The following is a 23632-nucleotide window of genomic DNA, read 5'->3' as shown; positions in this document are numbered from 1 at the left end:
ATTTCGATGAAGTAGGATTCTATAATCTAAAATTAGGACTTATCAATCATTTTTCGATATTGGATAGGAGAAACTCCTTCATGTTTTTTGAAAAAACGACTAAAATATGATTGGTCTTCATGGCCTACCTGCGCCGCAATTTCATTGATAGAAAGCGTGGTTTGAAAAAGTAAATATTTGGCTTCCAACAATATGTTCTCGTCAATCCATTTTACTGCCGATTTGCCGGTTACGGTTTTCACACATTTGTTTAAATGATTAGGCGTGACACTTAACAAAGAGGCATAGTGATTGACTTGATGATGTGTTTTGATATGAAGATGAATCAATTCTTTGAATTTGCTTGTAATGATTTCTGAAGCCGAAAGACTCTTAGGAGACTTAACAGCATTCTTGTTCATTTCATAAAACAAAGCAAATAAATATGTTTGAACAATATTTAAATTTGCTTGATCATTGTCTGAATACTCTTTTTGCAATCTTTTAAAAATAGTTGTAATCAACGGAATATCTTCAGTGGATACTTGTATTTTGGGACTTCCTGAAATTTTTAAGAAATCAAAATCATTAAGAAGTTCACGGTCGCCATGTTTTCCAACCATAATTTCTGGATGAAATTGACAAACATAACCGCTGTGAATATTATTAACATTATCAAGCGAGAAAATTTGGCCTGCAGGTACCACAATTATTTCATTATCGGTGGTGGTAAATTCCTGATATCCCAATTTCATAACGTGCTGGCCTGATGAAATAAAAATCAAGGTGTGGCAAGAATGTTTTGAAGGAGGAACAGGATGCTCGCATATGCATTATTTCCTCAATTTCAAGACAGAAAAAATGATCAGAATTCGATTTGAAAAGCAAATGAATAGGATTGTCCTCTCCTAAAAACTTCTCTCGAAATCCTTTTGGGCTATAGGTTTTTATTTTTTCAATCGGCTTTGATTTCATAACTAATAATATAATCTGAAATCAAGCAATTTGCAGAGCGCATAATGTTTTTGGTACAATTCTTCGACTACTTCAGTAAGGTCATCATTTTCTTGATACAAACTAAAAAATGCTTTGTCAATTGTACTACAGCTTGCTATTTTGTTATAAGTAGATCCGTAACCAGAAATGGCGCGCGCACCAGTTATGTCTAGGAAATATTGTGCTTCTTCGTCATTTAGGTCAAGTCTTTTTTTATTGGCAAAATGAATAATTTTTCCTTTCATTTTTCCTTCAAAAAGCTCTGCTATTTCTTCGATGCTGTAATAATAATCATGAAGACAAATGTTGTTTTCCTGTCCAGGCATTACTAAATAAATGATTTCATAATCTTTAAAATTATGATCATCATACAATAAGGTGTTTAAACTTTCCTCAAGACCTTCAATAGTGTCGCAGGTTTTATGAATGCTGGAAATACCTTGGTCAATTGCGATTTCTTCAAGATTTTTGACCACATCAGTTGCAGTAACATCATCTACATCAGGAACGCCTTCAAGGCAGAAAATAAATTTTTCATTATCCATACAAATGTCTTTTGGATTTCGCTTTCAAAGCAGAAATGTGGTTTTAGACAAAAGTATTTTTTTATGCGGAAAAACAGCTATTTAACACTGATTTTAACGTGGATTTTTGATTTGATTAAAGTTTAGAAATGCTATAGAAGTAGTTTATCAGCTATTTTTTAAAGCAATTAGCAATTCGCTTAGATTGACAGTTGCGTAAGTCGAAGAATAATCAGAAACGGCATAAGGCAAAATCAGGCTGTTGTTGTGAATAATCGCGCCACAAGAATAAACCACATTTGGCACGTAACCTTCACGTTCATCTTCCAGTGGAGCAAGCAATGGTTCTTGAAGTCTTCCAATTTCTTTTGAGGGATTATCTAAATCAAAAAGTGATGCTCCTATGCAATAGCGTCGCATTGTTCCTACGCCATGAGTGATAACAAGCCACCCTTCTTCTGTCCATAAAGGCGAACCGCAGTTCCCTATTTGTGTCAATTCCCAAGTATAGCGTGGTTTCTGCAAAAGAATAGGATTGTTCCATTGCGTGGCTCGTTCAGAATACATAATGTAATTGTTGACGCCGTCAATTCTGGCAAGCATGGCATATTTTCCGTTGATTTTTTTAGGAAACAATGCCAGATTTTTATTCTGCGCACCGTCGCCATGCAAAGGCAATACTCTAAAACTATAAAAGTCTTCGGTTATAATCAGTTTTGGCAATATCGCATGTCCATTGTATGCGGTATAGGTTGCCATAACGCGCGAGGAACCGTCATCGTCAGTAAAACGAACAAAACGGGCATCTTCAATACCGCGACTTTCTGATTCGGAAATTGGAAAAATAACACGTTCTGTAATATCAGAATCGTGGCTGAACTGTACATCATAAAATGAATTCGCAAGCCAGATTATTTCTTCAAGTGCCGTCCTTCTTTCCTGACGAATTGAAGGATCGCTCAAAGCGGTATTGACCATGTTTTTTAAAACAACAAACTCAAACGCATCAGGTAAATCTTGCATGATTTGATCAATATACTTGTTTGTGGTGTGCATTTCAGACAACTTAGTTAGAAATCGCTCTTTATTTAATAAAGTTTTATGTTCTATTTCAGCTTTATCTATTTGATTTCCAATCTTCATTATTTGCAAATTATTGTCTTTATCGAGAATTCCTCGTCTAAAAACAATAGAAGAAATATGCCCTTCGCCCGTTGCTCGAAACGAAATAATAACTCGTTTTTCACCAATTTCAAGTCCAGATTGATCAAAATCTTCTATAATTGAAGGATTGAAAATTGTCGCCGATTCGATTGCATATTCCATTGTGCAGTAAGAACCTATCAGCATTTTGCGATTAAGTGAAAGTGCTTCATAGTCAATTTGCATTGCTTCAATAAGCGGTCTTATTTTCTCGCAGTGTTTAAAAAATATAGCTGAAATATTTCGGTGCCTTCTGGCAAATTCACGAAGTGTTTGTTCTAAAGTGTCATAAACTTGTTTTTCATCAAGCATCATTATCCGTGCTACCATCTGCTGGGTTCGTTCGTCGCCATTCATAAAATATCGGGCAACAACTCTTCTGGAATCTGGGGTAAATTTTATGTTTTTTCGGATAACTGATACTCGCATAGTTTTATTTTTTTAATTGTAATAAAATAATTGCCTTTAGTAAAATTTATTTCGGGGAATTTAAATTTGCTACAGAAAATATAGAATTAAAGCGTTTAAATAAGTAAATTATTGTGCCATATTCTTTAGCATAAACAAGTTAGTGATTTTGTTAACGAAAAAAAACTTTATTATTAAAAATTTTGCATTTGGGCTTAAATGATTAAGGCAAATGGGGATAAAAAACAAGCTCTAAAAAAGAAGAAAAAGTGAAATTTATTCTTTATTGGAAGAAGTAAATTTTTAGAATGGTCAGTTTTTTGTAAAAATTAATGATTTCTTGCTCAAAACCTATCAAAAGACGGTTTATAGCCTATAACTGATAAGTATTTGATGGGGTGTTTTCAAGAAAATCTGAACTTTTGTATCCCTAATTTTTAGGATAAAAATTTAACTTTAGCGGTTAAGAATTTCGAAAAAAATAAATGATTTTAGTTATGAGAAAAATTATAATGCTGTGCTTTGCTTTTTTGTTTATTGGAAAAACAATTGCGCAGGAAGTACCACTGTTGTCAAATATTTCGGCAAGAAACAATATTAACTTAAATGGGCAATGGCGTTACATTGTCGATCCGCTCGAAAACGGATATTATGATTATCGTTTAATGCCGTTAAAAAACAATGGATTTTTCGAAAACAAAAAATTCAATACGACAGAACTTTCAGAATATAATTTTGCAACTTCAGCGGTGATGCAGATTCCGTCAGATTGGAATTCAAAAGATGAAAGATTGTTTTTCTATGAAGGAACAGTTTGGTTTGAAAAAGACTTTAATTATAAAAAAGATGCTAAAACAAAAGGCATTCTTCATTTTGGAGCCGTAAATTATGATGCAAAAGTATATGTAAACGGAAAACTGGCAGGAACTCATATTGGTGGTTATACGCCTTTTAATTTTGATGTAACCAATTTGCTTGTTGATGGAAATAATTTCGTAGTAGTAAAAGCAGATAACAAACGCCACAAAGACAATGTTCCGACCGTAAATATGGATTGGTGGAATTATGGCGGAATTACGAGAGATGTAAACCTAGCTCAAGTCCCGAATACGTATATTGAAGATTATTTGGTTCAATTGAATAAAAATGAAAAGGGAAAAATTTCGGGTTGGATAAAATTAAATAATGAAACAGCAAATGAATCGGTTTCGGTTTCAATTCCAGAATTGAAAATCAAAAAAGACATAAAGACTGATGCGAAAGGAATGGCTTATTTTGAAATCAAAGCCAATCCAGTTTTGTGGACACCAGAAAATCCAAAATTATATGAGGTGAAAATAAGCAAAGCTGATGAAAATTTAGTGGATCAAATTGGCTTCAGAACTATTGAAACAAAAGGAAAAGAAATTCTGTTAAACGGAAAAAAGTCTTTTTGCGAGGCATTAGTATTCACGAAGAAGCTCCTTTTAGATCTGGAAGAGCTTGGTCAACAGAAGATGCGCATACTTTGCTGACTTGGGCAAAAGAATTAGGTTGCAATTATGTTCGTTTGGCGCATTATCCGCACAATGAAAATATGGTGAAAGAAGCAGAAAAAATGGGATTGATGATTTGGTCTGAAGTTCCGGTTTATTGGACCATTTCATGGACAAATCCAGATACTTATGCTAATGCAGAGCATCAATTGCATGACATGATTTACAGAGATAAAAACCGTTGCGGTATCGTGATTTGGTCGATTGCAAATGAAACACCGCATGGTGATGACCGAGATGCTTTTTTAAGCAAATTGGCAAAATATGCTCGTACGCAAGACAATTCTCGTTTAATAAGCATGGCGATGGAAGTGACCAAAAGCCCAAACAATATCAATACATTGCAAGACAATATGAACGAATATGTTGATATCGTGAGTTTCAATCAATATCTCGGTTGGTACAGAGGAACAAACGAATCTTGCAAGGACATGCAATGGGTAATTCCGTACAACAAACCCGTTATTGTTAGCGAATTTGGGGGTGAGGCTTTACAAGGTTTACATGGCGACAAGAAAGAACGTTGGAACGAGGAATATCAAGAAGAATTATATATTCAGAATACGCAAATGTTCAATCGTATTGAAGGTTTAGCAGGAGTATCGCCTTGGATTTTAGTTGACTTTAGATCACCAAGAAGACAATTGCCAGATATTCAAGATTTCTTTAACAGAAAAGGTTTGATTTCAAGTGGCGGAATTAAAAAGAAAGCTTTTTATGTCATGAAAGATTGGTATGCGCAAAAAGAAAAAGAATATAAGGATAATTAAAAACACTTATTTATTCTAACACATCGAAACATAGATTTAGGATGGTTAGAAAGGCGTTTCACTTGTTTAAAATAAACATAGTGGCTATGTGTTAGAAACTAGTTTCTTTCCAATCCCTATTATTTATTAAATAAAATCTATGTTTCTATGTGTTGAAAAAACTAAAGATTACATTTACGCTAAATGAAAATTTAAAATAAAGTTCCAAACCTTCAGAATCTTTTTTGATTTTGAAGGTTTTGTGTTTTTTCCGTAATTTTAACTTGAAAAACAAAAGACTTGAATGGAAATAGAAATTGTAATCAGATTGCTTTTAGCCGCATTTTGGGGAGCATTAATTGGAGCTGAAAGAGAATATAGAGGAAAAGCGGCAGGTCTACGGACTACAATAATGATTTCTGTGGGGGCTTGTTTTTTTACATTCATGTCCATTTGGATTGGAGGATCGGGAAATCCGGACCGAATTGCTTCTAATATTGTAACCGGTTTAGGTTTTCTTTGCGCGGGAGTAATTTTTAGATCAGATAGTCATGTCAGCGGTATTACAACCGCGGCGACAATTTGGTCAGTTGCGGCTGTGAGTATGGGAGTGGGAGCGGGTTATTATTTTGCTTCGGCTTGTGCGGCATTAATGATTCTTCTGATTTTGACAATGCTTACCGTTTTGCAAGATAAGATTGACATCAGCAATGAACATAAAATACTTCGTATTACATTTAAGCGTGGTGAAGACGGCCACAAAAAATGCAAAGAACTTTTTTCGCAATATGATATAAAATCAAAATTGATTATTCAGCGTTGTAATCAAGATCATGTTACTTTGGAATGGCAGGTTCATGCTTCCAAAAAATCAATGGAATTATTATCTGCGAGCACTTATGCAAGATCCAATTTTTGAAGAATTGATTTTGTGATTTAAGATTGGTTTCGGAATTAAAAAGAATTATTCTTCGATTGAATTTTAACGTATTTTTGCCAACTGAAAATTAAAATCAATCATGATAAAAATTAATAAAACGGAATCTTTTGCCGTTGAAGATATATTATTCTGCTTTGCCCTTGAATCTGAAGCGAGCAGAAGTTTTTAAAGAAAATAACACTTTATTTACCGGAATTGGAAAAGTAAATGCGGCTTATGAATTGACGAAATCGATTCAAAACAAAAAGCCTTCTATAATCATAAATCTTGGATCTGCGGGAAGCAGTAGTTTTCAAAAAGGCGAAGTAATTTGTCGCACCAAATTTGTACAACGAGACATGGATGTTCGCGGTTTGGGTTTTGCATTATATGAAACGCCATTATCTGGTTTGCCTCCAGTTTTAGAATATGGTTTGCTGATGGATGATATGAAAGAAGGAATCTGCGGAACGGGAGATAACTTCGAAATGGAACATTCTTCTCACGTTTATAATGTTGTTGATATGGAAGCCTATGCTTTGGCCAAGATTGCAATGAAAGAAAAAATTCCGTTTTTATGCCTAAAATACATTTCTGATGGAGCTGATGATAATGCCGCAGAAGATTGGACTGTGCAAGTGCATAAAGCGGCGATTGCTTATGGCAGAGTTTTAGGATTGATTTAAATATAAAGTGCGGTCTCAAAAGGGCAATTCTTTTGGTTTGCCAGAATATTTATAAAAATATTTTGCAGATAAAAACCCCAGCGGGGTAAAATATTTATAGCATTTTAATAAGATAGATAAAAAAGCTCCATCGGAGCGACATCTTTTTTCATAATCTAAAAGTATGTCGCTCCGATGGAGCTTTATATTGTAAAACGTATATTCTTTACTATAGATATTTAGCTTCTCTGAAGCTTGTAAAAAAGGAGCTATTCTTTTGAAACAGCCTTTTGTGTTTTTAGGAAAAAATCTATTTCACCAAATAATTAACCTCATCAGCTTCACATAACCTAAAATAACCAAATGCATAATTATTAACATTGTTTGTATTTACAATGTTTCCTCTAATATTTCCTGGAGGAACCTGAAAAGGATTTGAGTTTGAAGCTTCCAAAATCAATTTCATATAATTGAAAAAGTTTTTAGAAATACCGCGATGCAAAATCTTTAAAGTATTTCCTGGCTTCATATCTTCATGGGAATATCTCGTGCTGATTTCGTTTCCATTATAAAAATCATCGTTTGTGATTTCGTATTCCGGAAAAATTAAAAATTCGCTTTGATAATCGGTTAAATAAAAATTGACTTGATCTGCTGGATCTTTGTAATAAAAAGTGACTTCAATTACATCTTCTCCGCCAAAATCTGGAACAATTTTTTGCTCCACTTTATCAATTGGCGTTACCGAAGTCAGTTTTTCTAAAGCAGTATAACTTTGTCCTTCGGCCTGAACAAACAATTTGTAATCCATGTTGATTACAGGAACAAAATTGGTGCATTTGTAAACTCCTGCTTCAGCTTCGGTAAAAGTAAAAACATCGCCATTGCTGTTTTCAACACGTACTTGTGCGCCAGAAACTTTTGGCGTTGAGCCATTATAATACGATGCTGTTTTGCTGATTTTTATCGTTTGTTCGTTTCCGGCAGTTCCTTTTTTCCAAACTATTTCGGCATCAATTACAAGTTTAGTTTCGCCAGTTTCCAAATCGAGATTTACGACTTCTTCGCACGAACTGAAAAACAAAACTGAAAAAAGGCTCAATAATGCCAATGCTTTATTCATGATGCTGTATTTTTTTAGTTTTTTCATAGCATTAAAATTTAAAATTATAAGAAACCCCAGGCACAATTCCGAAGATTGAAAGTCTTCTGGTTTCATTCATTCCCGTATCTTCATTGGTTGTAAAATTCATCGAAGCGAGCATTTTTTCGATTATAAATATTGTAAATGCTGAATACCCAATAGCTTTGCCATCCTTTCTTTTTCTCAGGTCTTGGCGTATAAGTTGCGGCAACATCTAAATGGTGAAAAAGCGGCAATCTGTTCTCGTTTCTCAAAGAATAATTAGGAACGTGAATACCGCCAAATTCATAATAACCGTTTGCATACGTTACCGGCTGACCTGACTGCAAGGTGAAATTGCCATTAAAAGACCATTTTGGACTTAATTCATAACTTCCTACAACGCTCAAATTATGCATTTTGTCATATCCGGATAAATACCAGTCGCCGTTTGCAATTCCTGGTTCATCTGGAGTTCTTCCCGGTGTTTTTTGCTCAGCACGCGATAAAGTGTAAGAAATCCATCCGGTGAAATTGCCTGTGTTTTTTCGCGACAATAACTCCATTCCGTACGATCTGGCTTTTCCGTTCAGGATAACTTGCTCAATATGGTTGTTGGCCAAAACATCGGCACCATCGATGTAATCAATTCGGTTTTGAACATTTTTATAAAATAATTCTCCTTCAAATGAATAATCTCCATCTTTGAAATTTTTGAAATAACCCATTGCATATTGATCCAGCATTTGCGGTTTGGTAAATGGTCCGCTTGGCGTCCAGATACTCATTGGAAGAGGCGACTGCGTATTCGATAAAATATGAATGTATTGCGCCATGCGGTTATAACTTGCCTTTACAGAAGTGTTTTCATTGAAAGCATAAGACAAAGCGACTCTCGGTTCAAAATTGTTGAAACTGCTTATCTTTTTTCCTTTTCCATAATATACAGAACCTGTTGGAGTTCCTTCCTGATAAATATTATAAAGCGGATTAAAAACGACAGCTTGATCATTTTCATAAGTACTTATTTCTTCTGAACCTAAACGATAAAACATACTGTAGCGAAGGCCATAACGGAAATTCAGTTTCTCTGTAATCTGATTTTCAAAATCAATAAATGCCGAAGTTTCTAAAGCATATTTTTTGTCCAATTGCTGATAATTAAATTGAGAATCAGAGCTCGTTGGCTGAACAACTCCGGGATTAAAATTATAGTACAAACCGTCAATTCCGTAGTTTATTTTGAATTTTTCCGATTTCTGATAAAACCAATTATACTTCAATCCGTAGCTTTTGATGTTGCTGTCCCATTCAAAATTTTCTGAAGAAAGCCCCAAGTTGAATTTATAGTCACTGTAAAAAGCAGAAAGATTAGTGTTCAAACGATCTGAAAACTTATGTTTCCAACTCAAGATTCCCATTGTATTTCCATATTTGCTAGAAAAACGATCATTGATGTCAAAGACGTCATTTCCGAAATAGCCAGAGAAAGCTAAGCTATTATTCGCATTAAAACGATAATTGAATTTCGCATTCAAATCATAAAACATTGCCGAGTTTTTATTGTCAGCCAATTTCAAAAATAAATGTGCATACGAAGTTCGGCCTGAAATAATAAATGAACCTTTATCTTTTTGAATTGGCCCTTGAACTAAAAGTCGGCTCGAAATTAATCCGATTCCTCCATTGACTTTATAATTTTGAAAATCTCCCGTTTGTTGCGTAACATCCAAAACAGAAGAAACACGTCCTCCATATTTAGAAGGAATTCCGCCTTTATACAATTCTAAACCGCTGATTGCATCGGCATTAAAAATCGAGAAAAACCCGAACATATGAGAATCTGCATAAACAGGAGCGCCGTCTAAAAGAATCAAATTCTGGTCGGCGACACCTCCGCGAACATTAAAACCTGACGAAGCTTCTCCGGCATTTGTAACTCCAGGCAAAGTCAAAATTGATTTTAAAGGATCTGGCTCGCCCATTGCAACCGGAATTCTTTTGATTTCCTGCATCGAAAGCTTGTTGACACTCATTTGAGTGTTTTTGATATCAGTGGCTTTGTTTGTGGTTACAATAACTTCGCCCAATTGCTGACTATCTGATTCGATATTGAAATTAATAGTCGCATCATTAGAGATCGTGATTTCTTTTTCTTGATTTTTAAATCCCACGTAACTGATCACAAAAGTGTAAGTGCCGTCTGGAACTTCTATATTGAATTTTCCGTTATAGTCCGTTACGGTACCGGTTTCTAATTCTTTAATAAAAACATTGGCACCAATAACGGGCTGTTTTTCATCATCAATAATCTGTCCTTTCAGCTTGTTTTTTTTTAGCCGTTTTATGAGATTGCGATTTCTGTTTCACAAAAATATTATTGCCAACAACAGAAAATTGTATAGTTGCCGTTTTGTTTAATTCAGAAATGAGCTTGTCGATTTCGATTTGCTTGTAGGTGTTTTTCTTTGTGAAATATTTTTTGTCAGTATCAATTTGATCTGTAAAGGCAAACTTGAAATCGGTTTGATTTTCAATCTGTTTGAAAAATTCTTTTAAGGTCATATGCTGGTCTACCGTAACATTTACCTTTTGTGCAGACATACTTAAGCTGAGTAAAAAAAGCATGCTGAAATTATATGCTTCATGAATTTTTGTATTTTTGAATATTATTGAATGGAATAACTTCGCGTTATTCTGACTATATAAGGAGGATGTGTAGTTTCGCGGCTTGCATCCTTTTTTCTTTTCTACTGAAAAGTAATCTGTTTTAAATCTTCATTTATTTCAAAGTTTAGGTTATACATTTCTGATATTAATTGTACAATTGTTTTTAAATCCTCTTTTTTATTGATTCGGATTGTGATTTTTTGATCTAGATTTTCAGAAGGAAGAATGACTTTATAGCCATAATTTTTCTCAATATATTGGCTTAAAACAGAAAGTTTTTCATTGTCAAAATCTATAAATCGGCTGAATTCTTCTACTGAAGCAATTTGATTTCCGTAAGTGAATTTCTCGCCGGGTTTTAAAATCCATTTTTGATCTTTTCCTTTTACATTCATTTGAACGCTTCCTTCATAAAGTTCAACAGTTACTTTTTCGTCTTCTGTTTCGTTAACGATAAATGAAGTTCCTAAAACTGTAGTTGTAGTTTCATTGCAAAAAACCTGAAAAGGATGTTGTTTGTCTTTTTTGACTTTGAAATAAACTTCGCCATCAATTTCGATTTTTCGGTTTAAAGCAAAATTTGTTCCGTATGAAATTTTAGAATTCGGACTTAATTCTAGTTTTGAATCATCCGGCAAAACCACATATTTTATTTTCGAAGTTCTATTTTCAATTACATTTTCGGCCAGAACAATATTTTGCTGTTGCGGTTTATTGTTGAAATAAATCCCAGTTCCGATAAGAACAAAAAGCAAAACAGCCGCCGCCGAATAGTAGCGCCATGGTTTTAGTTTTCGTTTTTCTGTGGCGAAAGTTTTAGAATGAAATTGTTCCCATGAAGCTTCTTTTTCATTATCTGAATAAGAAAGCGGAGATTCATTCCATAGTTTTTTGAACTCTTCGTCAAATTTTTTTATCCATTTTTTAAGGTTAAATGATTTGACACTGAAAACCTTGTTTGGTAAAAACACCGTACACCATTTCTTTGATGTCGCGATTGGTTTCGATTTTAAGAATGTTTTCTTGACCTTTTCGATCAAAATTTATGATACAGTCAGAAATGACGAATTGCAAAAGTGCCACAAGTAAATGGGCTTCTTTTTTAGTTCTGACATTAGTTTTATACGCTTCGATGTGCATTTTTTGTCCTTGTTTTTAGATATAACAAACGAGAACAAAAAAGTTCCTAATGGTTTTCGATTTTTTTTCGAATAAATTTACTGGCGAGATAAATATGATTGGCAATAGTCTTTTCAGAAAGATCTGTAAGTTCTGCAATCTCCTTATAGCTAAGGTTTTCCAGTTTATGTAAAGTAAATATTTTTTGTTGTTGTTCCGGAAGCTGATTGATGAAATTGTGTAATTTTTCACTTCTTTCATCAAAAATTGCCGTGTCGACTTCTTCTTGTGCAACCTCAACTTGAAAATTGTCAAGCTGAATTATTTTGTTTTCTCTGTTGATGTGATTAATGATGATATTTTTGCAAATAACAAACAATTGTTTGTCCAGCAAAACATCTTCGTTGAGCAATTCTTTTTTATTGTAAAGTCTTATGAAAGTCTCCTGAACAAAATCTTCGGGAGTTAATACGGAAGAATTGAATCGTTTGGCAATATTTTTCAGTTTGTCGTAGTAATTGAAGTACACTTCCTTAAAAGCTTCTTCATTACCTTTTTTTAACTTTAAAATAAATTTCTTATTGTCCATAACGAAAAATATCGCGACTAGCTTTTAACTAGTGAAAACTCATCAGAGTCAATATTATTGTATTCAAGAATTGATCAATTTCAATTAAGAATGTAACAAGTTGCAAAGAACCGTAATTTAATTGAAGATTTGTCGTCGTTATCGGAAAATGTTACAAAACCGAATTGTTTTTTGAGAAAGAAGTTTTGTGTTTGTTGATAGTTTGGTGGTTTTGGCAAAAAATGAGCATAAAAAAACCGCTAAAAATAGTAGCGGTTTTTGTGAAATTCTATAAATGAATTTAAAAATTAATGTTTCCCATTTCCATGCCCATTTCCATTATTTCCGTGCCCATGGTTTCCATTGTCTTTTCCTTGTTTGTTATTTCCTTTTCCAGGTTTTGGACCGATAGTTTGTTGAGGTTTTCCTTTATATCCTTTTCCATATTTCACTTTATGCGTTTTGAAATTGTCATAAGGCGAATTTCCTCTGTAATCCGTTAATACAACTTTGTATTCGTTGTAAAGATCGTAATTTCTATAAACGCTAGGCAATGATCTTGCTCTAGTCCATTTTCCATTATTGATGTAAATATAATTCGCGGTATTTATATCATAATAAGTTTCAAGATCTGGCAAATAGTAATAACGCACATCTGTATATCCTACGGGTCCCCAAGCGGGAGGCGTTCCAATATTTACATTCACATTTACTTGTGCATTTGAAAAGTAAACGGTGAAGAATAAAATTCCTGTTGCTAAATATTTAAATGTTTTCATACTATTTAATTTTTAAATGATTATTTATTAATGCTTCCAAAAAGTGTACCTAAAATTAACATTAGAGTTATTTGACAATCTGAGCTTCAGGAAATTTCCAAGTGCCATTTAAAACTTCTTTATGCGGACGATAAAGTCTGATCCAATAATTCCAGCCTTCAATAGTTGGAATGCAATTTGGCGTTTTTCCGTCACAGCCACCAAATTGGATAGTTACAGACCCATCAGCATCTTTTTTTGCAGTAATATTATTCAATGTATAGGCATTAAGATCATTTTTTTCAAAATAGCCTTCTTTATTGTAAACACTCACTGACCAAAAACCATCTACCGGGACATTTTTTACTTTTAATTTATAAATAGTTTTTCCGTCATTTTTAGCTGGATTGACCGAAAGATAAAGTGCATCCTTTTCAGGATTTCCGCCCCATCCTGTAGCGCTTCCTATCAAATGAAGCGTTTCGTCCACTTTTCCTCTTGGACCAAACATTCCTTTTGTGTCAGCTAATTTTTTAGATACTTCAATAAGCGAATCTCTAACTTTCTTTTGGCTTGCTTTATCCCAATTCGGAATTTCAAAAGTTCCTTTTGCTTTTTGGTCAACTTTAATTGCATCTTGTAAAGCCGTTACAATTGGCAAATCTTTAGGATCATTTGGATTGATAAAGGTTCTAATTCCTAGCATTAAGTAGCGTGTGCCGACTTTTTCTTTGGTAAAAGTAAAAGTTCCCGGCGCATAATAGGTTTCAGAATATTGATCTTGATCAATTGTTTGCATCGACATGAATCGTTTCCCTGGATTAGGTAATGTAATGGTTACTGGTCCAGCATCAAGATCAAAAACACCAGATGAATATAGAACATCACGATTAGCGCGAATAACTGTTTGATTATCTATAGGCATTAAAGTTCTGAAATGAAAAATAGCTCCGGTACCATTGGATTGTTTAACAGAAGTGTTAAAATACAAATCGGTTTCTGCTCGATTAAAATTGGTCGCTGTTACACGATCACCTTTTTTGAATTCAGAGAATCTGTTGTTGTTTGTACAGAATCTTTTTTTGTTGAATCAGAATCGTTTGTTGGAGTTTTTTTGCAGGCAAAAGCCAAAAATGATAAAACTAATAAAAATATTCCTGCTGATAATTTCTGTTTGATTTTCATACAACTTAAGTTTTGATGAGAAATAAAAAGGCTAATTATTTATGGGATTTCTTTTACTAAGTTATGAAAATATTTTAAGTTTTGATGTTGTAATTGTTTGATTACGTGTTTTTTGCTTTTAAAATTAGTATTAGATGATGTAGTTGAAACAAAAAGCCCTTAAGTAAATTGCTTAAGGGCTCCTTTTTGAATATTCAGATATTAAATTTGTATTGCTTTGATAGCAATTAGTCTTTATTCTCGTTTTCTAAACTTGTAGCGACAGAAATTTGATCCAAAATATTAGTTTGGTTCGGCGAAATGTAGTTTTTTATTTCAGGAGCATTTTCTTTCTTAAAAAGAAGATCCAAAGCATTATATAGTTTCAGTAAAACATCTCGATCTGCCTTTTCAATTTCTAAAGCAGTGTTAAAATTAAAAACGTAATTATTGGAATTACGTACCTCAACTTTTATCGTTTTCGATGTAATTTTAAATTTAACTATATCCATTTTTCTGTGTAAATTAATTTAGTTGCAAAAATGAGATTTTAACGTCAATTAGCCGTGCAATTTTTTATGTTTTTTTTAATCTTAAAATTTAATAGTACTAAAAATACAAATTTATTTGAATAATATCATATTCAATCCGTGTTGGTATTCAGATATTAATTAAAATAATTTAAGAAGATTAAATTGCTTAAAATTTGTTTTTAAAAATAAGTCCATATTTTAATTACTTATTAAATGTAAAATTCTTATAATTGTAGAGAATTTTATTTAATATTAACGATAAAAAAATCATTTGTTTAAATATAATTTTTACAAAATCGTTTTAGTTGCTATTTTTGTTTATATTTGTGATTACGATTAAAGATAACCCAGCAAATTAACTCCTTACATGAAAAAGATAACAATAAAAGATATTGCGACAGAAGCTCAAGTTTCAGTGTCTACAGTATCTTTTGTTATTAATGGTAAAGGCGAGAAAATGGGAATCAGCGCGACTGTCATTAAGAAAGTGCAAGATGTAGCGGAAAAGCTCAATTACAGACCGAGTATGATTGCAACCAGTTTGCGAACTGGAAAAACGAGATCAATCGGACTAATTGTTGAGGATATTTCGAATCAATTCTTTTCTGATCTTGCGCGTGTGATCGAAGACGAAGCAAAAAATATTGATTACAGGGTTTTTTATTGTAGTACAGGAGATGATGATGAACGTTCTGAGGAATTGATACATAGTCTTTTGCAGGCAAATGTGGACGGATTTATTATTACGCCAACCAAAAATCTTGAAGAGAAAATCGATCTTCTCCTAAAGCTTAAAAAGCCGATGGTGTTGATTGACAGGTATTTTCCAGGACAAAATGTGAGCCATGTCGTGATGGATAATTACGAAGCGAGCATATTCGGCTACTAAATTTTTGATTAAAAAAATCGAAAAAATATTGCTGTCGTTAACAATACTTCTGAAATGATTCAGATGAAGTTGAGGGAAGATGGCTATAAAGACGCTTTGAAAGAAGAAGGAATGTACAAGGAAAAACTTGTACTGCATTTGGATTATCACAGCGATGAAGAAACGAGAATTACTAGTCTTGTGAAATTTTTTAAGAAAAACACAGAAATTGACGCTGTTTTATTTTTGACAAATTATATGGGACTTTCTGGACTTCAGGCTTTAAGAGGAATGGGAATTAGTATTCCTGAAGATATTTCGATTATTAGTTTTGATGATCATGACAGTTTTAAATTGCATACTCCGACAATTACTGTTATCGCGCAACCAATAGTTGATATTGGAGTGAAAGCAATAGAATTGTTAATGAGCCAAATGACAAACATGGAATCGTTTGAAGTTGAAAAAAGTTTAAAGAAGGGTGATTTAATTATTAGAGAGTCCGTCTGATTTTTAAAATTCAAGAAAAAAGGAAAAAAACGTTTCGTTTTTTTTTGAAGTTTTACTAAATCGTTTTAGGGTAGAAATAAGGGTTCAAGGCCAATAAAAGCCCGCAAATAGAGAAAATATTTAAAATAAAATATATCAAAAAGTTAATTCAGAGCAGGGACTTTAATAGTTTTTAATGGTTGAATTTTGGTTAGTTAAGTTGAATTAAGCCGGGAAGTATTCCTGCGGTTCCCGGCTTATTTTAAGTATAATGTGGTTTGCTGATTTTAGCATTAGAAAAAGAATCAGAAAAGAAAAAGAAAATAAGAATAATTGCTTTTGCAATAAATAATAAGAAATAAGTTAAGCTTGGCGACCGTAAAAAGAAAATGATTTCAGTGATATTTTGTTAGTTACTATTATTCTGATACATATATAAGAGAAGGAAATAATTGTATTATCAATTGTCCTTCTCGACCTGCCGGCGATCCTTTGCGATAGAAATTAACTTAGCGTTTAGTTGAAATGAATTATAAAAAAAGAGTTTATTGGTTTTTGGGCATTTGTGCAACAAGTTTTTCATTTGTTGCCAATGCCCAAAATATAAATATAAAAGAAGGCTGGCAATTTCGTGAAACGAAAACTGCAAAATGGTTTCCTGCAACAGTTCCAGGTGAAGTTCACACTGATTTATTGAACAACAAAACAATTCCGGATCCATTTTACAGAGATAACGAAAAAAACTGCAATGGATCGAAAAAAAGACTGGGAATATAAAACCACTTTTCAAGTAACACCAGCTTTATTAAAAAAGAAAAATGCCGAATTGGTTTTTGACGGATTAGATACTTACGCTACCGTTTATTTGAATAATAAACAGGTTTTAAAAGCCGACAATATGTTTCGTCAATGGCGAGTTGAAGTTAAACAACTTCTGAAATCTGGAAACAATGATTTGGTAATCGTATTTAAATCGGCACAAAATGTAGCGGATTCATTAGCCAAAAAAGATTTGCCTTTTGTTATTCCGGACAATCCGCGTGCTTATGTTCGAAAAGCGCAATATCATTTTGGATGGGATTGGGGACCAAAATTTACCACTTGCGGTATTTGGAAGAGACCTCGCTTAGAAGTTTATGATAAAAAAACACCAGAGAAGCCTTATGTGTTAAATCGCAAAATAGAACTGATTCAAGAGCCCGACAGCGTTGGCAAATCATTTTATTTCAAAATTGATGGAAAGCCAGTTTATATGAAAGGAGCCAATTATATTCCGTCAGATGCTTTTCTCTCGAGAGTGACAAAAAAAGAATACGAAAAAGTGATTTCTATGGCGAAAGATGCCAATATGAATATGCTTCGTGTTTGGGGAGGCGGTATTTATGAGGATGACTATTTTTATGATTTATGCGATAAAAATGGAATTTATGTCTGGCAGGATTTTATGTTTGCTGGAACGATGATTCCTGGAGACAAAGCTTTTTTGATAATGTAAAAGCGGAAGTCCAATATCAGGTAAAACGTCTTCGTCATCATCCAAGTATTGTTTTGTGGTGCGGAAATAATGAAGCTGATGAAGCTTTCAAAAGTTGGGGATGGCAAAAAAGCATGAATATGTCTAAACAAGATTCTACACGTTTGTGGCATGATTATGTTCGTTTATTTCATGATAGTATTCCGAAATGGGTAAAAGAAGTTGACAATAAAAGGCCTTACATTACTTCATCGCCAATGCTTCATTGGTCAAAAGCAAATAGTTTGACAGTCGCTGATAGCCATTATTGGGGAACTTGGTGGGGATTAGAAGATATTGAGGTAGTTCAGAAAAAGACTGGCCGATTTGTAAGTGAGTACGGAATGCAAGCCATGCCAAATTACTCTTCTATTGAAGCGTTTACATTGCCGGAAGATCGTTATTTATATTCGGATGTTTTAGAAGCACATCAAAAAGCCGGAAAAGGTTTCATGAAATTGGATTCGTATTTGAATCGCTATTTTATTGAGGAAGCTAAAATTAAGAAAATGAGTGTCGAGGATTATACGTATCTCACGCAGTGTCTTCAATATTATTCTTTAAAAAATATTATCGGAATTCATCGTTCAAAAGCACCTTATAATATGGGAACTTTGGTTTGGCGACTCAACGATTGCTGGCCAGTAGCAAGTTGGAGCGTAACCGATTATTATGATCGCCAGCCAAAAGCGGCATGGTATGCCATGAAAGAAGCTTATAGAGATGACAAAAAACCAGAAATCGATTTGACGCGACCGATTAATTTGAAATTAGAAGATCCAAAAATCACGTATAAAATTACAGGAAACAAAGTCACTCTGAAAGCTTTAAAGGCGACAAAATATATATACGTTTCCATAAAAGGCTATACAGGAAAGTGGAGCGACAATTATTTTGATCTGAAAGAAGGAGAAGAAAAAGTAATCATGTTTGAAGGTAAAATTGAGAAACCAGAAGTGAAGATTGTTTCTCTATATGAGGTTTTGAAAAGATACTAAGGTCCTAAGTTTTAGAGGAACAAAGGTTCAAAGTGACATAGTGACAAAGGTTTTTCTGTAGAGACGCACTGCTGTGCGTCTAAAACAAAGAATGTAAATTTTAAATACAGCGTAAATTAGTTTAACCCGTATCATCCGTGGGCCAAAAATTACGCAAGCCAAAATAAAAATAATATATGTTTACAAAATACACCAAAATAGCTTTTAGCGGTATTTTCGCTTTAAACTTGTTTTTTGCAAATCCTGTTGATGCACAGAAAAAAAGCGCAAATCAAAATAATGCTGATTACACAAAATATGTAAATCCGCTTATCGGATCGGCGGGGCATGGCCACGTATTTGTGGGAGCGAATGTTCCTTTTGGGGCAGTGCAACTTGGACCAGTAAATATTTTTGAAGGCTGGGATTGGTGCGGCGGTTATAATTATGCAAGCAACACTATTTTAGGTTTTACCCATACACATTTAAGTGGTACCGGAATTGGCGATTTGAATGATATTCTATTGCTTCCAATTATAGGAAAAGTTCCTCTTTTTAAAGGCACAAAAGAAGATATGACAAATGGTTACGGCTCGTATTTTTCGCATGCAAACGAAGTGAGCAAGCCAGGTTACTACAGTGTCATTTTGGATAAATATAAAATCAAAGCCGAATTGACAGCCAGTGAAAGAGTTGGCTTTCATAAATATACTTTTAACTCAGCGTCCGATGCTCATGTTTTATTAGACTTAGCTGATGGAGTTGGATGGGATAAACCGGTAAAAACTTTCATCAAAAAAATAAATGCAACTACGCTGGCAGGCTATCGTTTATCGACAGGATGGGCAACAGATCAACGTGTTTATTTTACAATGGAGTTTTCTGAACCAATTTCCAATATAGCTTTATACGACGATAAAACGCCAGTTTCAGGAAATGAAGCTGAAGGTTTGAAAATGAAAGCAGTTTTAGATTTTGCAACATTAAAAAACAAACAGGTCTTAGTTAAAGTCGGGATTTCTCCGGTAAGCTCTGAAAATGCTTCAGCGAATATAAAAGCCGAAATCCCGAATTGGGATTTTGATCAAACAGTCAAAACGGCTTCTTCAAAATGGAATAAAGAACTAAATAAGATTCAGATCACAGGAAACGATAAAACAATGAAAGTTTTTTACACTTCATTGTACCACACGATGTTTGCGCCTTCCATTTTTAACGATGCCAACGGAGACTACAGAGGAACTGATAAAAAGGTTTACGAAAAAGCAAATTTTACAAACTACACTACTTTTTCACTTTGGGACACGTACCGCGGACTTCATCCATTATATACATTTACGCAACCCGATAAAATCAACGACATTGTAAAATCATTTTTGGCGATTTACGAACAGCAAGGAAGATTGCCGGTTTGGCATTTAATGGGTAATGAAACTAATACCATGAATGGAAATCATTCGATTGCAGTAATTGCAGATGCTTACTTGAAAGGATACCGCGATTATGATGTGAATTTGGCTTATGAAGCCATGAAAAAAACGGCAATGCAAACTCGCGACGGAATGGATTATGTTCAAAAACTGCAATATATTCCGGCAGACAAAATGTTGGAAAGTGTTGGAAATGCTTTGGAATATGCTATTGATGACTATTGCATTGCACAAGTGGCAAAAGCTTTAAACAAAACTGAAGATTACGAATATTTCTCAAAAAGAGCGAATCTGTATAAACTTTATTTTGACAAAGAAACGACATTCATGCGCGGAAAATTAACAGATGGAAATTGGAGAACGCCGTTTAATCCGCTTTCATCGGCGCATCGAAAAGACGATTATGTTGAGGGAAATGCGTGGCAATATACTTGGTTAGTTCCTCAAGATCCGTATGGCTTAATTGATTTGTTTGGAGGCGAAAGTAATTTTTTGGCTAAATTAGATTCTCTTTTTCAAATAACAGATAAAGTAGAAGGAGAAGAAGTTTCACCAGACATCAGTGGTTTGATTGGGCAATATGCACAAGGAAATGAGCCAAATCATCATATTCCATATTTATATGCTTTCGCTGGACAACCTTGGAAAACGGCAAAATTAATTCGAGAAATTGATGATAAATTCTACTCAACAAAACCTGACGGATTGTGCGGTAATGAAGATTTAGGCCAAATGTCGGCTTGGTATGTTTTATCTTCAATGGGATTTTATTCGGTTAATCCGGCAAATGGAATTTACGTTTTAGGAAGTCCATTAGTAAATACGGCAACAATTCATTATAAAAAAGGAATTTTATTCACGATAAATGCAGTCAATAACAGCGCCACAAATATTTACATTCAAAAAGCAGAATTCAACGGAAAACCCTATACAAAATCCTATATTACGCAAGATATGATTGTAAAAGGCGGTGAATTGAAATTGTTTATGGGAAGTAAACCTTCAGCAACTTTTGGAGTAAAAAAAGAAGATAGACCTAAGTAAATTTTAGATTTTTAGAATTAAGATTTTAGATTTCCTCAAAGTATTAAAAATTTATAGATATTAATTTAAAGCGTATAGCCAGCGGCTTATAGCTTAAAGCATAAAAAGACTATGAAAATAAAGAGCTTAATTTTTTTAGGATTAATACAGTGCGGTATTGCTACAGCACAAGTAAAACCTTTAGATCCGGCAGAATATGTAAACCCATTAATGGGAACACAATCTGTGCATAGTTTGTCAAACGGAAATACTTATCCAGCAATTTGCAGGCCTTGGGGAATGAATTTCTGGACACCGCAAACCGGGAAAATGGGTGACGGATGGGCTTACACTTATACGGCAGAAAAAATTAGAGGATTTAAGCAAACGCATCAGCCATCGCCATGGATGAACGATTACGGACAGTTTTCGATAATGCCTGTTACGGGGAAAATAGTAGTTGCCGAAGCTGATCGAGCAAGCTGGTTCAGTCATAAAGCAGAGGTTTCAAAACCTTATTATTACAGCGTTTATCTTGCAGATTATGATGTTACGACTGAAATTACTGCGACTGAAAGAGCAAGACATTTTCAGATTACTTTTCCTGAAAACGAGCAATCTTCAATTGTTGTTGATGCATTTGACAAAGGTTCTTATATCAAAATAATTCCTTCAGAAAATAAAATCATTGGTTACACAACGCGCAATAGTGGAGGAGTTCCAACCAATTTCAAAAATTATTTTGTACTTGTTTTTGACAAACCATTTGCGACAAGCAGTACATGGAATGAAAAAGGTATAGAAAAAGATAAATTAGAATTACAGGACAATCATGCTGGAGCAGTAGTAAGTTTCAAAACTAAAAAAGGTGAAATTGTAAATGTAAAAACAGCTTCTTCATTTATAAGCCCAGAACAAGCAGAATTAAACTTGAAAACCGAATTAGGAAATGCTTCTTTTAATGAAACTGTAGCAACTTCTAAAAAGGAGTGGAATAAAGTTCTAGGAAAAATAACTGCCGAAAGCAACGACGCAGATCAATTAAAAACTTTTTACTCTTGTTTATACCGTGCAACTTGTTTTCCTCAAAAGCAATATGAAATAAATGCTAAAGGTGAAACGGTGCATTATAGCCCTTATAACGGAAATGTTTTGCCAGGTTATATGTATGCAGGAACAGGATTTTGGGACACTTTTCGTGCTTTGTATCCTTTGTTGAATTTGGTTTATCCTTCTGTAAACAAAGAAATGCAGGAAGGTTTGATCAATGATTATAAAGAAGGTGGCTTTTTGCCAGAATGGTCAAGTCCTGGTTTCAGAAATGTAATGGTTGGAAACAACTCGGCTTCTGTGGTTTCAGATGCTTATATCAAAGGTTTACGAGGATATGACATTAATATTTTATTTGAAGCTTTAGTTCATGGAGCAAATAATGAAGGTCCGATGGATGCCGTTGGAAGAAAAGGAGTTTCGTATTACAATACTTTAGGATACGTTCCTTACGACGTAAAAATCAATGAAAATGCTCGCACGAACGCTAGAATACGCTTATGATGATTTTGCAATTTGGAAATTGGCGAAAGCCTTAAATCGTCCCAAAAAGGAAATCAGTTTGTTCGAGAAACGAATGATGAATTATAAAAACTTGTTTAATCCTGAAATTGGATGGATGAGCGGCAGAAATAAAGACGGAAGTTTTCCGAAAAACTTCAATCCATTAAAATGGGGAGATGCTTTTACAGAAGGAAATGCAATGCATTACAGCTGGAGCGTTTTTCATGATATTCAAGGATTGATTAATTTGATGGGCGGACAGAAAAAATTTGTAGAGAAATTAGATGCTGTTTTTACAACTCCTCCAGTTTTTGATGACAGTTATTACGGATCTGTTATTCATGAAATCCGCGAAATGCAGATTATGAATATGGGCCAATATGCGCACGGAAACCAGCCAATTCAGCACATGATTTATTTGTACAATTATGCAGGTGAACCTTGGAAAACACAATATTGGTCAAGAGAAGTTATAAATCGTTTGTACAAACCAACTCCAGATGGTTATTGTGGTGATGAAGATAACGGCCAGACTTCGGCTTGGTATATTTTCTCTGCAATGGGATTTTATCCAGTTTGTCCAGCAACAGACGAATATGTTTTGGGCGCGCCGTTATTCAAAAAACTGACTTTGCAGTTAGAGAACGGTAAAAAACTGACTATCAATGCTCCTAAAAATTCGGAAACAAACAAATATGTTCAGGATCTAAAATGGGACAATGCGAGTTATGCCAAAAATTTCATCAATCATTCGGATGTCTTAAAAGGCGGAGAATTGAATTTTGAGATGTCAGCCGAACCAAATTTACAAAGAGGAACTTCATCAAGTGCCTTTCCATATTCTTACTCAAATTCAAAATAATAC

Annotated in this window: 19 protein-coding genes and 3 pseudogenes; 9 read left to right on the top strand and 13 right to left on the bottom strand. The window is 34.0% G+C overall.

Translation table 11 applies throughout. The annotated features are described in order from the left end of the window. Positions 1 to 32 precede the first annotated feature (32 nt). From ACQ9BO_RS25075 to ACQ9BO_RS25065, 3 genes are all read right to left on the bottom strand, one after another. Positions 33 to 764, bottom strand: a complete 732-nt coding sequence (locus ACQ9BO_RS25075; RefSeq protein ID WP_431242933.1) for a helix-turn-helix domain-containing protein — start codon at positions 762 to 764, stop codon at positions 33 to 35. 192 nt (positions 765 to 956) lie between these two features. Then, positions 957 to 1520, bottom strand: coding sequence for a DUF6642 family protein (locus ACQ9BO_RS25070; protein WP_431242932.1), 564 nt, complete (start codon positions 1518 to 1520; stop codon positions 957 to 959). A gap of 147 nt (positions 1521 to 1667) precedes the next feature. After that, positions 1668 to 3131: a glycoside hydrolase family 130 protein gene (locus tag ACQ9BO_RS25065; RefSeq protein ID WP_431242931.1), complete on the bottom strand. Its 1464-nt coding sequence runs from the start codon at positions 3129 to 3131 to the stop codon at positions 1668 to 1670. 476 nt (positions 3132 to 3607) lie between these two features. Here ACQ9BO_RS25065 and ACQ9BO_RS25060 point away from each other — a divergent pair, with 476 nt between their 5' ends. From ACQ9BO_RS25060 to ACQ9BO_RS25045, 4 genes are all read left to right on the top strand, one after another. Then, positions 3608 to 4624, top strand: a complete 1017-nt coding sequence (locus tag ACQ9BO_RS25060) for a sugar-binding domain-containing protein (RefSeq protein ID WP_431242930.1) — start codon at positions 3608 to 3610, stop codon at positions 4622 to 4624. Then, positions 4543 to 5415: a glycoside hydrolase family 2 TIM barrel-domain containing protein gene (locus tag ACQ9BO_RS25055; RefSeq protein WP_431242929.1), complete on the top strand. Its 873-nt coding sequence runs from the start codon at positions 4543 to 4545 to the stop codon at positions 5413 to 5415. The genes ACQ9BO_RS25060 and ACQ9BO_RS25055 overlap by 82 nt, the downstream gene beginning before the upstream one ends. 283 nt (positions 5416 to 5698) lie before the next feature. Further along, a complete protein-coding gene (locus ACQ9BO_RS25050; RefSeq protein WP_431242928.1) occupies positions 5699 to 6313 on the top strand; it encodes an MgtC/SapB family protein in 615 nt (204 codons plus the stop codon). Between the two features lie 128 nt (positions 6314 to 6441). Next, a complete protein-coding gene (locus ACQ9BO_RS25045) occupies positions 6442 to 6999 on the top strand; it encodes a nucleosidase (protein WP_431242927.1) in 558 nt (185 codons plus the stop codon). Between the two features lie 289 nt (positions 7000 to 7288). Here ACQ9BO_RS25045 and ACQ9BO_RS25040 read toward each other — a convergent pair whose 3' ends face one another. The 10 genes from ACQ9BO_RS25040 to ACQ9BO_RS24995 form a co-directional block, all read right to left on the bottom strand. Next, on the bottom strand, positions 7289 to 8128 hold the full coding sequence (locus tag ACQ9BO_RS25040; RefSeq protein WP_431242926.1) for a DUF4249 domain-containing protein: 840 nt from the start codon (positions 8126 to 8128) through the stop codon (positions 7289 to 7291). Between the two features lie 83 nt (positions 8129 to 8211). Beyond that, the gene (locus ACQ9BO_RS25035) at positions 8212 to 10368 is read right to left on the bottom strand and encodes a TonB-dependent receptor (protein ID WP_431245204.1); all 2157 of its coding nucleotides are present in this window, start codon (positions 10366 to 10368) and stop codon (positions 8212 to 8214) included. A gap of 37 nt (positions 10369 to 10405) precedes the next feature. Continuing rightward, positions 10406 to 10705, bottom strand: coding sequence for a hypothetical protein (locus tag ACQ9BO_RS25030; protein WP_431242925.1), 300 nt, complete (start codon positions 10703 to 10705; stop codon positions 10406 to 10408). A 146-nt stretch (positions 10706 to 10851) separates the two neighbouring features. Then, the gene (locus ACQ9BO_RS25025; RefSeq protein WP_431242924.1) at positions 10852 to 11742 is read right to left on the bottom strand and encodes a FecR family protein; all 891 of its coding nucleotides are present in this window, start codon (positions 11740 to 11742) and stop codon (positions 10852 to 10854) included. Beyond that, positions 11702 to 11911 (bottom strand): hypothetical protein, encoded by a 210-nt coding sequence (locus tag ACQ9BO_RS25020; protein ID WP_431242923.1) that lies wholly within the window; start codon positions 11909 to 11911, stop codon positions 11702 to 11704. Before ACQ9BO_RS25020 ends, ACQ9BO_RS25025 begins: the two co-directional genes overlap by 41 nt. A 46-nt stretch (positions 11912 to 11957) precedes the next feature. Next, positions 11958 to 12479 carry an RNA polymerase sigma factor gene (locus ACQ9BO_RS25015; RefSeq protein WP_431242922.1) on the bottom strand — a complete coding sequence of 174 codons (522 nt, stop codon included), beginning with the start codon at positions 12477 to 12479 and terminating at the stop codon, positions 11958 to 11960. A gap of 287 nt (positions 12480 to 12766) precedes the next feature. Then, positions 12767 to 13237 carry a hypothetical protein gene (locus ACQ9BO_RS25010; protein WP_431242921.1) on the bottom strand — a complete coding sequence of 157 codons (471 nt, stop codon included), beginning with the start codon at positions 13235 to 13237 and terminating at the stop codon, positions 12767 to 12769. Positions 13238 to 13304: 67 nt separating this feature from the next. After that, entirely contained in the window at positions 13305 to 14141 is an 837-nt protein-coding gene (locus tag ACQ9BO_RS25005) for a DUF1214 domain-containing protein (RefSeq protein WP_431242920.1), read from the bottom strand. Positions 14142 to 14239: 98 nt separating this feature from the next. Further along, entirely contained in the window at positions 14240 to 14401 is a 162-nt protein-coding gene (locus ACQ9BO_RS25000) for a hypothetical protein (RefSeq protein WP_431242919.1), read from the bottom strand. Between the two features lie 227 nt (positions 14402 to 14628). Then, a complete protein-coding gene (locus ACQ9BO_RS24995; RefSeq protein ID WP_431242918.1) occupies positions 14629 to 14892 on the bottom strand; it encodes a hypothetical protein in 264 nt (87 codons plus the stop codon). 388 nt (positions 14893 to 15280) lie between these two features. On the opposite strand from ACQ9BO_RS24995, the pseudogene ACQ9BO_RS24990 reads away from it, so the two are divergent. From ACQ9BO_RS24990 to ACQ9BO_RS24970, 5 genes and pseudogenes are all read left to right on the top strand, one after another. Then, positions 15281 to 16291: pseudogene (locus tag ACQ9BO_RS24990) on the top strand (LacI family DNA-binding transcriptional regulator). Between the two features lie 504 nt (positions 16292 to 16795). Beyond that, a pseudogene (locus tag ACQ9BO_RS24985) lies at positions 16796 to 17765 on the top strand (glycosyl hydrolase 2 galactose-binding domain-containing protein). A 119-nt stretch (positions 17766 to 17884) separates the two neighbouring features. Next, positions 17885 to 18781, top strand: a complete 897-nt coding sequence (locus ACQ9BO_RS24980; RefSeq protein WP_431242917.1) for a glycoside hydrolase family 2 protein — start codon at positions 17885 to 17887, stop codon at positions 18779 to 18781. A gap of 176 nt (positions 18782 to 18957) precedes the next feature. Next, positions 18958 to 21234, top strand: coding sequence for a GH92 family glycosyl hydrolase (locus ACQ9BO_RS24975; protein ID WP_431242916.1), 2277 nt, complete (start codon positions 18958 to 18960; stop codon positions 21232 to 21234). A 111-nt stretch (positions 21235 to 21345) separates the two neighbouring features. Beyond that, positions 21346 to 23629, top strand: a pseudogene (locus ACQ9BO_RS24970) (GH92 family glycosyl hydrolase). The last annotated feature ends 3 nt before the right edge of the window (positions 23630 to 23632 follow it).

Origin of the sequence: Flavobacterium sp. P21, assembly GCF_050632225.1 — a bacterium.
In the GTDB taxonomy this organism is placed as follows: domain Bacteria; phylum Bacteroidota; class Bacteroidia; order Flavobacteriales; family Flavobacteriaceae; genus Flavobacterium.
The sequence above is the reverse complement of the archived record's forward strand: the minus strand, read 5'-3'. Positions and strand labels throughout refer to the sequence as shown.